Here is a 10956-nt window from a genome sequence, read left to right on the forward strand (position 1 = left end):
GTTCCTTCATGGCATCCTCCCTATGCCGACAATAAGAACTTTTTACCCTTTTGGCAATTAATGAGTCCTGAGCCTAGTTCGCCCAGGGAAGGATATTGTAAAGCGCCACGGCGATGAGCCCGCCGATCATGGGGCCGACCATGGGCACCACGGCGTAATCCCAGCGGGAGGAACCCTTGCCACGGATGGGCAGAATGGTGTGGGCCAGACGGGGGCCCCAGTCACGCGCAGGGTTGATGGCATAGCCGGTAAGCCCGCCGAGGCTCATGCCTATGGAAACGATGATGCCGAACACCAGAAGGTAATTGACCCCGCCCGGCATGTTGGGAACCTGTGCCAGGCCGAGAATGGTGAACACCAGCACGAAGGTGCCTATGATTTCACTGAGGAAGTTGCGGAGACGGTTGGGCACGGCCGGAGAGGTGCAGAACACGCCGCGCTTGATGTCCGGATCCTCGGTGGCATCGAACTGATCCTTGTAGAGCGCATACACAAGGCACGCGCCCACAAAGGCCCCCGCCATCTGCGCAATGCAGTAGCCGGGCACCATGCCCCAGCTGAAATAGCCGCCTGCGGCAAGCGCCACGGTAAGGGCAGGGTTGAAATGCGCGCCGGAGGCTGCGCCGAAGGTGAATGCCGGAAGCATGACGGCAAGGCCCCAGGCAAAGGTGATCTGCACAGCACCGGCGCCCTTCATGCCGGACCTGTTCAGGTTGACATTGGCCACAACTCCGTCGCCCAGAAGAATAAGAATCATAGTACCAAAAAATTCAGCAAGATACGGCATATTTTTTACTCTCGGGTTCAGGTTGTAAAAGAGAACAGCGCCCCATCCCCGTCTTACGGAGATGGGGCGCATCGTCTTTTCGGTATGTTATTCCGGTTGTGGAGAGCGAAGGCCCGCCTTTCGCATCATGCCGACACGAAAGCCACGGTCTTCAGCTGCGTGATGCGCTGAGGGCTAGTCGTCTTCCTTGGCCCAGGCATAGGCGCACTTCACGGCCTTCTTCCAGCCGCGCACCTTCCGGTCGCGTTCGGTGCGGGTGATCTTCGGCCCGAACACCTTGTCGCTGGCCCAGTTGCGGATGACGTCTTCCTTGCTCTTCCAGTAGCCTACGGCAAGACCGGCCAGATAGGCCGCGCCCATGGCCGTGGTTTCCACACAGACGGGGCGGTTCACCGGAGCCTGGTTGATGTCGGCCTGCATCTGCATGAGGAGGTTGTTGGCGGAAGCACCGCCGTCCACCTTGAGGGAGGTCATCTTGATGCCGGAATCGGCTTCCATGGCGCCCAGCACCTCATAGGTCTGATAGGCCAGAGATTCCAGCGTGGCGCGGATGATGTGGTAACGGTTCACGCCGCGGGTAAGGCCCACAATGGCGCCGCGGGCATAGGGATCCCAGTGCGGCGCTCCCAGCCCGGTGAAGGCCGGAACCACATAGCAGCCGTTGGTGTCCTTCACCTTCTTGGCGAAGTACTCGGAATCGGAAGCGGAATCCACGACGCGCAGCTGGTCGCGCAGCCACTGGATGGCGGAACCGGCCACGAAGATGGAACCTTCCAGCGCATAGTTCACCTTGCCGTCCAGGCCCCAGGCAATGGTGGTGACCAGGCCGTTCTTGGAGAAGATGGGCTTTTCACCGGTGTTCATGAGCATGAAGCAGCCGGTGCCGTAGGTGTTCTTGGCTTCGCCGGGTTCAAAGCAGGTCTGGCCGAAGAGCGCGGCCTGCTGGTCGCCTGCGGCGCCGGAAATGGGAATCGCCCCGCCGAAGATCTCCTGCACGGTTTCCCCGTACACGCAGCTGGAAGGTTTGGCTTCAGGGAGCATGTTCGCCGGAATGCCCAGTTCCGCCATGATCTCTTCATCCCACTTCAGATCCACGATGTTGAACAGCATGGTGCGGGCGGCGTTGGAATAGTCGGTGATATGCACCCTGCCGCCGGTGAGCTTCCAGATGAGCCAGGTTTCCACGGTACCGAACAGCAGCTGTCCGGCTTCGGCCTTTTCCCGGGCGCCGGGCACGTTTTCCAGAATCCAGCGGATCTTGGTACCGGAAAAGTACGGGTCGATGACAAGGCCGGTCTTGGCGCGGAAAGACTCGGTCAGACCCTTGGCGCGCAGGCTGTCGCAATATTCCGCCGTGCGGCGGTCCTGCCACACGATGGCGTGGTGGATGGGCTCGCCCGTTTCCTTGTCCCACACAATGGTGGTCTCGCGCTGGTTGGTGATGCCGATGGCCGCAATATCCTCAGCAGTGGCATCCACCTTGGCCAGAGCCTCGGCCGCCACTGCATACTGGGTCAGCCAGATTTCCATGGCGTCGTGTTCCACCCAGCCGGGCTGCGGAAAATACTGGGTAAACTCCTTCTGGGCCACGCTGCACGCCTCACCCTTTTCATTGAACAGGATGCAACGGTTCGAAGTGGTGCCGGCGTCCAGCGCCATAATATACTTGGCCATGAAAAAACCTCCTTCCGATACTTGGGGCGGGTACGGGCCTTCATGCCGCGCAGAAAAAGACAGCCAAGAAACATAATGCTGCCCTTCCACGCAATAGCATGAAAACATACATGTTTTTTACATGCTCAGACCCATGCGCTTCCGCCTCTGCCGGAAAATGTTATTGTTCTTTTCACTATACAGGCTGTTAACAAAAATATCAATATGAACTCCAATTAGGCCGGGCTCCCTCAATTCAAAAAACATGTTTTTTTTCGCTGTGGTACGAAAAAATATAACTTGCCTCAAAAAAACATACATATACTACAAAAAAATTCCGCATTTTTCCATGATAGACATGTTTCCCTTTCCCGGGAACGATATCCTTCCGCATCCAAAAGAGAGAGGAACATATATCATAGCGGGTTAACTTTCAAAATTCTCTTCCGGGACAATTCTCCCTGCACCCTGTCGTGCAGGGTGCAGGCTTTTTCCGAAAAAGCCCATGCCTTCCCTTCTCCCGAAAAGGGAAGCCGCCCTGAAAAAAGCACGAAAAAAGGCCCTCTCCCGCCGGGGAAAGGGCCTCTGACGCCGCAGGCAGGGCCTTACAGCACCTGCTTCAAAAACTGCTGAAGCCGGGGATGTCTGGGATGCTCGAAAATCTCTTCCGGGCTTCCCTGTTCAAGGATCTGCCCCTTGTCCATGAACACCACCACGTCGGCCACGGTACGGGCAAAGCCCATTTCGTGGGTCACGCAGATCATGGTCATGCCGTCGCGGGCGAGATTCACCATGACATCCAGCACTTCGCCCACCATTTCCGGATCCAGCGCCGAAGTGGGCTCGTCGAAGAGCATGAGCTCAGGCTGCATGGCCAGGGCGCGGGCAATGGCCACGCGCTGCTGCTGACCGCCGGAAAGCATGGCCGGGTACACCTGCGCCTTGTCGCTGATGCCCACCTTTTCCAGCAGTACCAGCGCCCGTTCCTCGGCTTCCTTCCGGGGAATGCCGCGCAGTCTGCACGGAGCCATGGTAAGGTTCTGGAGCACGGTCTTGTGCGGGAACAGATTGAACTGCTGAAACACCATGCCCAGGTTCTGGCGGATCTTGTTGATGTCGTTCTTCGGGTCGTTGACATCAATGCCGTCCACGGCGATGAGCCCGCTGTTGATTTCCTCAAGTCTGTTGATGGAACGCAGCAGCGTGGACTTGCCGGAGCCGGAGGGGCCTATGATGACCACGCGCTGGCCCTGATACACATGCAGGGAGACATCCTGCAGGGCGGGCAGTTCTCCAAAGAATTTCCACACATGTTCGATGCGGATGATGGGGTCCGCATTATTTGCGTTTGTCATAGTAGTTCAGCCTGGATTCCAGAATGCTGACAGCCTTGGAGAGCAGCAGCGTAATGATGAGATAGATCAGCGCGATGATGGTATAGGTTTCAAAGTACAGGTAGCTTTTTGCGGCAAAGCTGCGGCCGTACTGCATGAGGTCGGGCATGGCCATGACGGATACCAGCGAGGTGTCCTTGAGCATGGCGATGCACTCGTTGCCCACGGGCGGCACGATGGTACGCAGAGCCTGGGGAAGCACCACCAGTACCATGGTCTGCACCTTGTTGAAGCCCAGAGACCGCGAAGCTTCCGTCTGGCCCTTGGGAATGGCCATGATGCCCGCCCTGAACACTTCGCCCATGTACGCCCCGTAGCAGAAGCTGATGGCGATGACGGCGGAGGTCAGCCCGCTGACCTGAAGGAACTTCGCAAGCGCGTAGTAGATGTAGAAAATCTGCACCAGCAGGGGAATGCCGCGTATCACCTCCACATAGGTGGAGGCGATGAGGTTGATCACCCTGTTGTGGGAAAGCCTGCCGAGCCCCGTGATGAGGCCCAGAGGTATGGCGCAGATGATGGAAAGAATCGTCACTTCAAAGGTGACGAGCAGCCCTTCCGGGACAAAGCAGAGAATTTCCAGATACGGATCGGGCCATACGGTGCACAGGACGGTGAGCACCACCACGGCGCCCACCAGAGAAAGAGACCAGGCATTGACCAGGCTCCCCTTTTCGGAATCCGGCAGCACCAGCCCCCCGGCAGGAACCTCTATCTTCCCTTCCGGGGCAACGCCTGCCGGAAGGGAGTTTTCCTCGTTATCGCGCATAGATCAGCATATCCTGAAGCTGAAGGTGCGGGCAAAGCGCCCTAGTCGCCCATCCACTTACGGATGAGTTCCGCCTCTATGCCCTTGGCGCGCACGGCCTCTATGCCCTTGTTCAGGCGCTCCACAAGATCCTTGCGGTTCTTCTGCACCACAAAGCCGAAGGATTCGGTGGCTTCGGTGCGGAAGGCGACGGAAAGATGGTCGGCAAAGCCTTCCTTCTGGTTGGCATAGTAGAGAGCCACGGGGGAATCGCAGATGACGGCGTCGATGCGGGAATTGATGAGGTCCTGCATGGCGAGGCCCACGCTGTCGTATTCACGGATGGTCATGTCCACGCCGCTCTTCTGCGCCACGAAAATACCGGTGGTGCCGATCTGCCCGCCGATGACGCGGCCCTTGAGCGCCTCGAAGTTCGCGGCGCTGTCGCCCTTGCGCAGCACCACGATCTGCCGCACGTCATAGTAGGGCACGCTGAAGGCAAAGGCCTTCTGACGTTCCGGGGTGATGGTCACGGCGGAAGCGATCACGTCATAGTTGCCCGCGGCAATGCCCGCAAAAATACCATCCCACGCGGTCATGCGGAATTCCGTTTCCAGGCCGACTTCGGCGGCAATGGCGTTCATCATGTCGATGTCGTAGCCGATGATGCGCTTTTCATCATCAAGAAATTCCATCGGCGGCCATTCGGGATTGGTGGCAACGACGATTTTTTCCGCAGCAGAAGCAGCAGAGCACAGAAGCGTAGGCAGAAGAAGAACAGTGCACAGAAGACGACGAAGCATGGAGACTCCTTGCATGACAAAGGTACAATAAAAAAGGCTGAAGCACTCAGCCCTCCCCCTATATTCCCGCCGGCCCGCACCTCCCCCGGGCGGATGTCGGTATGGGCATTGATGATATAATCTCCGCCACTATGAAGGATACATGGGCATGATGTCAAGAAAGGGCGGCCTGCCGCCCCGCTCTCTCCACCGGCTTTCCCCGGGCGGAAAACACGCCGGAACAGGGTTCCGGCAGGGAAAGCCCCACCGCCCGCACAAGGTCTGCCCGCGGGTATTCTCTGCGGAAGGCTCCTTTCCTTCAAGGTCTGAGAGCACAAAGAGACCGCCTTGCAGGAAGGCGGTCTCTTTTCAGGTGTTTTGAGGAACGGTTATTCCAGACCCATCTTGCGGGCAATGCTCTGGGCCGCGCGGCGGCCTGCGCCCATGGCCAGAATGACGGTGGCCGCGCCGGTCACGATGTCGCCGCCGGCGTAGACGTTGGGAATGGAGGTTTCGCCGTTTTCATCCACGGCAATGTAGTTCTTTTCGGTCAGCTTCAGGCCGGGCGTGCAGTCCAGCATGAGGGGGTTGGAACGCGTGCCCAGAGCCACGATGGCAAGGTCGGTATCCAGCACGAAGTTCTGCCCTTCCACGGGACGGGGACGGCGGCGGCCGGAAGCGTCGGGTTCGCCGAGTTCCATGCGCTGCAGTTCCACGCCGGTGAGGTGATTTTCCTCGTCGTGCAGGAAACGCACGGGCGCGGAAAGTTCCAAGAGCTTCACGCCCTCTTCCAGCGCATGTTCGATTTCCTCGCCGCGGGCGGGCATTTCCGCACGGGTGCGGCGGTAGACGATATGCACGGTTTCCGCGCCGAGACGCAGAGCCGTACGCGCGGCGTCCATGGCCACGTTGCCCGCGCCGAACACGGTGACGTGCCGGCCCGGAGCCACGGGGGTGTCGTATTCAGGGAAGGAATGGGCGCGGCCCAGGTTGACGCGGGTGAGGTATTCGTTGGCCGAGAACACGCCGATGCAGTTTTCGCCGGGAACACCCAGAAAATGCGGAAGACCCGCGCCCACGCCGATGAACACGGCATCGTATCCTTCCTTGAGCAGTCCGTCCACGGTCACGGTGCGGCCGCCCACATGGTTCAGGCGTATATCCACGTTCATGGCGCGCAGAGCGTCCAGTTCATGGGCCACCACGTCCTTGGGAAGACGGAAGGCGGGGATGCCGTAAATGAGCACGCCGCCGGCCTCGTGCAGGCCTTCAAACATGGTCACGTCCACGCCGAGGCGGGCAAGGTAGCCTGCGCACGTCACGGAAGAGGGGCCGGAACCGATGCAGGCCACGCGGCGTCCCACCTTCTTGATTTCCGGGGCCTTTTCGGCGGAGGCATGGTCGGCCACATAGCGTTCCAGGCGGCCGATGGCCACAGGCTGGCCCTTCTTGCCGAGAATGCAGCGGCCTTCGCACTGCTTTTCCTGCGGGCACACACGGCCGCACACGGCGGGCAGGCTGCTGGATTTGTGGATGATGCGGCTTGCTTCGTCGATGTCGCCCTTCACCACTTCGGCGATGAAGTCGGGAATGGCGATGTCCACGGGGCAGCCGGTGCGGCACAGAGGCTTCTTGCACTGGAGGCAGCGGGTGGCTTCCGCATGGGCCATCTCGGCGGTGTAGCCCAGGGCCACTTCACCGAAATTCCTGATGCGTTCCTCGGGAGCCTGGCAGGGCATATCATGACGGGGGATCTTCGCCCCACGGGTGACTTCCTGACTCATGCTAGGCCTCCTTCCTTTCAAAACAGTTGCAGCGATGATGTTCACGGGCCTGGGCTTCCTGCGTGCGGAAGGAGCCGAGACGGCTGCGAAGTTCCGCAAAGTCCACCTTGTGGCCGTCGAATTCGGGGCCGTCCACGCAGGTGAACTTCATTTCCCCGCCCACGGTCACGCGGCATGCGCCGCACATGCCGAGTCCGTCCACCATAAGCGAGTTGAGGCTCACGGTGGTGGGCACATTGTAGCCGCGCGTCAGATCGGCCACGGCCTGCATCATGGGCACGGGGCCCACGGCCACCACTTCGGCGATATTGCCGCCCTCGCTGTCCAGACGGCCGCGCACAAGATCGGTCACAATGCCCTTCTGCCCTTCGGAACCGTCGTCGGTGGAAACGAGCACTTCGTCGCAGAACAGGGAAAGCTCCTTCTGGAACAGGAGCAGATCCTTGTTGCGCGCGCCGATGCAGGCGATGACATAGTTGCCCGCCTCATGATGACCCTTGGCGATATGGTGCATGGCGGCCACACCGGTACCGCCGCCCACGCAGATGACCTTCTTCGGCGCAGGGAACGTTTCAATCTGGGTGGCGCGGCCAAGGGGCCCGCACACGTCCAGAATTTCCTGACCTTCTTCCAGCTCTTCCAGCATCTGAGTGGAACGGCCCAGCACCAGATACACGATGGTGATGGTACCGTGTTCTTTGTCGGTATCGGCGATGGTGAGCGGGAAACGCTCGCCCTTCCCGTCCACGCGCAATATGACGAAATGGCCGGGGCGGGCCGTAGCGGCAATCTGCGGAGCGTCCAGCACCAGCTTGCTGGTGCGGCCGGGAATCAGTTTTTCCTTGTGCAGAATTTTCGTGGGCATAAAACCTCCATGCATCCTTAGTCCAGGTCGGAAACCGGACGCGCAGAAGCGCCTCCGGCGACGGCAGATATGGCACGACGGCTCCTGCCGGGCAGATCCCGGAAGGAAAGCCGCCTGAAAGCTGTACGGGAATTTGCGTGTACGCGAAAAACTCCAGAGCCTTTTCCCTTATCCATAGAAATAAAAAGGCGGCCCGTCAATGCCGTCTCCCGCCGCGGGCCGGCGCGCGGCCCTCTGCCGCAACGATACACCGAAGAGAAGGTCGGGCGCTCCGCCGCGCAAAAGCCTCCCTGAAGCACGACCCCCCCCCCGCACCCGGAAGGAAGGCGCGCGCTTCACAAAAGCGTACTCTGCGGCACGGCATCACGCTTCCTGCCTCTGCAACGGGCAAGAAAGCCCGCTTTCCGGCCGCATCACGCCTCCGAACTTCCATGCCGCAGACAAAAAAGCGAACCCTGCTCAGTCATGCATTCCTGCGGGAACCGCTCCCTGACCGGCATGCAGCTGCGGTCGCCCCACCAGGGGATGAAAGGCCTGCCTGTCCTTATCGTATTCCAGAAGTTCCCCGCTCTGCAGATCGAAATACCAGCCGTGCAGGGAAAGCCTGCCCTCCTCCACCGCACGCTTCACCCAGGGGAAGGAAAGAAGGTTTCCAAGCGACAGGCGCACGTTCCACAGCTCGCAGGCTCTGGCTCTGTCGGCCGCGCAGGCCCCGGGCATGGCCTCATCCACCTTTTCCAGCGCCTGCCTTGCCACGTCCACCCAGGGGCCTATGAATTCATCGCTTCCGCTCTTTTTGTCCCCCGCAACCAGGGCCTGTATGCCGCCGCAGCAGGCATGCCCCATGACGATGATGTCCTGCACGCCCAGATGCTTGACCGCGTATTCCAGCGCGGCGCTCACGCCGTGCCTGCCGCCGTCCGGCGCATAGGGCGGTACAAGATTGGCCACATTGCGCACCACGAAAAGATCGCCGGGCCTGCAGTCGGTAAGAAGCACGGGATCCACGCGGGAATCACAGCAGGCGATGACGAGAGCAAGGGGATTCTGCCCCTCCCTGAGCTGCTGAAAAAGAGGCTCCTCGGGGTGATACCAGCGATGCTGAAAACGACGGAAACCGGAAGAAAGACGATACACCAGCGGATGCTGGCGGCCTGCCTTGTGCGTGCGGATGATATGGAAGGACATGACAGCCTCGGAAACAAAAAAATCCTGAAAAATACGCACTTAGTGTAGCGCCGCGCGCCCCTTCAGGCAAGAGGCGCGCTTTCCCCTTGACAGGCGCGAACGCTTTGTATATTCAGAAGGAACGCAAAGGGGAGTAACTGGGATCATGAGTCCCGGGCAATGTCAACAGCATGGAGCGCCCGCTTCTGGCATTGCCGTCAGCCCGTCTGATGAGTGAGACCTTGCGGCAATGAATATTGCCGGAAGGTCTTTTTTGTTTCTTCCGGCAGAAATGGAAAACTCTGGAGGATACACATGTTCGGACACTCTCTCGTGGAAGTGGGCGTCTTTTCCATTCTGGTCATCGCCTGCATGTGGCTTGACCTTCGTTCCCACAACGACGACAAACCCGTCACCGCCCGCAACGCAGCCATCTGGACCACGATCTGGATTTCCCTCGCCTTCGCCTTCGCCGGCTATATCGGCTGGAATGAAGGCCCCGCGCAGATGCAGCTGTTCATCGCCGGCTATCTGCTTGAGGAATCCCTTTCCGTGGATAACCTCTTCGTCATGATGGCCATCTTCACTTCCTTCGGCATCAAGGACGCCTATCAGCACCGCGTGCTCTTCTACGGCATTCTGGGCGCCGTGGTCATGCGCCTGCTCTTCGTTGCCGCAGGCAGTTCCCTCATCAAGCTCTTCGGCCCCTATGCCCTGGCGGGCTTCGGCGTGTTCGTGCTCTGGACCGCCTGGAAGATGTTCCAGAACCTCGGCAAAAAGAACGATGAAGACATCGACTATTCCAAGCACTGGGCCGTGCGCTGGACGCAGAAGTTCATCCCCGTGTACACGCACCTGCACGGCCACGACTTCTTCGTGCGTACCGATGCCAACGGCACCCCTGTGGAAGCTCCCAAGAAGCATGTGGAAGGCGGCACCGTCAAGCTGGCGGAAAAGCCCGTGGGCAAGGTGATCTGGAGAGCCACTCCCCTGTTCCTCTGCCTCGTGGTGATCGAAATTTCCGACATCATGTTCGCCTTCGACTCCGTGCCCGCCGTGCTCGCCATCACGCCCGACCCCTTCATCGTGTACACCAGCAACATCTTCGCCATCCTCGGCCTTCGTTCCATGTTCTTCCTGCTGGCCGCGGCCAAGCGTTACCTGCGCCATCTGGAAAAGTCCGTCATCGCCATCCTTGCCTTCATCGGCATCAAGATGCTGCTCGACGTGACCGGCGTCATCCATCTGCCCGCCATGATCTCCCTGAGCGTGGTGGTGGGCTTCCTCGCCCTCGGTATTCTGGCTTCCTTCCTGCCGGAAAAGAAGGCGTAAGCGCCACACAGACGCATGCCTTCGGCGGCGGCCTCCGGGCCGCCGCTTTTTTTTGCCGCATCCCCACGGCAGGCAATTCCGGCCCCCCCCCTGTAAGCACCGGATGCCGGAAGCGCTCTGTCCAAAGCAGAAACGGCTCTTTCGACATGCCGTAAAAAGCCGCGCAGACGTGTTCACCATACCTCACAACAGGGAAAACTCACGCACGGTCAACCCTGCCCGCACGCAGAGGCTCCGCCCGATACGCGGCGCAGGAAAAACGCATCTCTCTTCCCCGAAACCACGGAAGAGCGCCTCCCCTCTGCTGTCGCTTCCGCCATGAAAAGCCCGTCAGTTTACTCCTGCCGCAGCCTTGTGCCTTCTCTTTCTCGGGGCAGCACTTCCTGCGCATGGCGTGCGAAGTCTGCAGACTCACGGCCGCTTCCACAGGGCAGAAGGCCGCTT

9 protein-coding genes are annotated in these 10956 nt (G+C 59.8%); 1 reads left to right on the top strand and 8 read right to left on the bottom strand.

The annotated features are described in order from the left end of the window. Positions 1–73: 73 nt before the first annotated feature. From Q0K07_RS11995 to Q0K07_RS12030, 8 genes are all read right to left on the bottom strand, one after another. Positions 74–787, bottom strand: a complete 714-nt coding sequence (locus Q0K07_RS11995) for an MIP/aquaporin family protein (protein ID WP_294559521.1) — start codon at positions 785–787, stop codon at positions 74–76. Positions 788–961: 174 nt separating this feature from the next. Then, complete coding sequence (glpK, locus tag Q0K07_RS12000; protein WP_294559524.1) at positions 962–2461, bottom strand: glycerol kinase GlpK; 1500 nt, start codon at positions 2459–2461, stop codon at positions 962–964. A 584-nt stretch (positions 2462–3045) separates the two neighbouring features. Beyond that, positions 3046–3795, bottom strand: coding sequence for an amino acid ABC transporter ATP-binding protein (locus Q0K07_RS12005; protein WP_294559526.1), 750 nt, complete (start codon positions 3793–3795; stop codon positions 3046–3048). Further along, entirely contained in the window at positions 3779–4603 is an 825-nt protein-coding gene (locus Q0K07_RS12010; RefSeq protein ID WP_294559528.1) for an amino acid ABC transporter permease, read from the bottom strand. The genes Q0K07_RS12005 and Q0K07_RS12010 overlap by 17 nt, the downstream gene beginning before the upstream one ends. A 41-nt stretch (positions 4604–4644) precedes the next feature. Further along, entirely contained in the window at positions 4645–5385 is a 741-nt protein-coding gene (locus tag Q0K07_RS12015) for a basic amino acid ABC transporter substrate-binding protein (protein ID WP_294559530.1), read from the bottom strand. Between the two features lie 368 nt (positions 5386–5753). Beyond that, on the bottom strand, positions 5754–7148 hold the full coding sequence (gene gltA / locus Q0K07_RS12020) for an NADPH-dependent glutamate synthase (RefSeq protein WP_294559532.1): 1395 nt from the start codon (positions 7146–7148) through the stop codon (positions 5754–5756). Position 7149: 1 nt separating this feature from the next. Then, entirely contained in the window at positions 7150–8013 is an 864-nt protein-coding gene (locus Q0K07_RS12025) for a sulfide/dihydroorotate dehydrogenase-like FAD/NAD-binding protein (protein ID WP_294559534.1), read from the bottom strand. 459 nt (positions 8014–8472) lie between these two features. Next, positions 8473–9201 (bottom strand): carbonic anhydrase, encoded by a 729-nt coding sequence (locus Q0K07_RS12030; protein ID WP_294559536.1) that lies wholly within the window; start codon positions 9199–9201, stop codon positions 8473–8475. A gap of 294 nt (positions 9202–9495) precedes the next feature. Between Q0K07_RS12030 and Q0K07_RS12035 the strand changes: the two genes are divergently transcribed. Then, positions 9496–10512, top strand: a complete 1017-nt coding sequence (locus Q0K07_RS12035) for a TerC family protein (protein ID WP_294559538.1) — start codon at positions 9496–9498, stop codon at positions 10510–10512. Positions 10513–10956 lie beyond the last annotated feature (444 nt).

It is taken from the genome of uncultured Mailhella sp. (assembly GCF_944324615.1).
Lineage (GTDB): Bacteria > Desulfobacterota > Desulfovibrionia > Desulfovibrionales > Desulfovibrionaceae > Mailhella.

Coding starts and splice junctions, on each gene's coding strand:
- Q0K07_RS11995 (WP_294559521.1), bottom strand. CDS start 787: ATGCCGTATCTTGCTGAATTTTTTGGTACTATGATTCTTATTCTTCTG.
- glpK (WP_294559524.1), bottom strand. CDS start 2,461: ATGGCCAAGTATATTATGGCGCTGGACGCCGGCACCACTTCGAACCGT.
- Q0K07_RS12005 (WP_294559526.1), bottom strand. CDS start 3,795: ATGACAAACGCAAATAATGCGGACCCCATCATCCGCATCGAACATGTG.
- Q0K07_RS12010 (WP_294559528.1), bottom strand. CDS start 4,603: ATGCGCGATAACGAGGAAAACTCCCTTCCGGCAGGCGTTGCCCCGGAA.
- Q0K07_RS12015 (WP_294559530.1), bottom strand. CDS start 5,385: ATGCTTCGTCGTCTTCTGTGCACTGTTCTTCTTCTGCCTACGCTTCTG.
- gltA (WP_294559532.1), bottom strand. CDS start 7,148: ATGAGTCAGGAAGTCACCCGTGGGGCGAAGATCCCCCGTCATGATATG.
- Q0K07_RS12025 (WP_294559534.1), bottom strand. CDS start 8,013: ATGCCCACGAAAATTCTGCACAAGGAAAAACTGATTCCCGGCCGCACC.
- Q0K07_RS12030 (WP_294559536.1), bottom strand. CDS start 9,201: ATGTCCTTCCATATCATCCGCACGCACAAGGCAGGCCGCCAGCATCCG.
- Q0K07_RS12035 (WP_294559538.1), top strand. CDS start 9,496: ATGTTCGGACACTCTCTCGTGGAAGTGGGCGTCTTTTCCATTCTGGTC.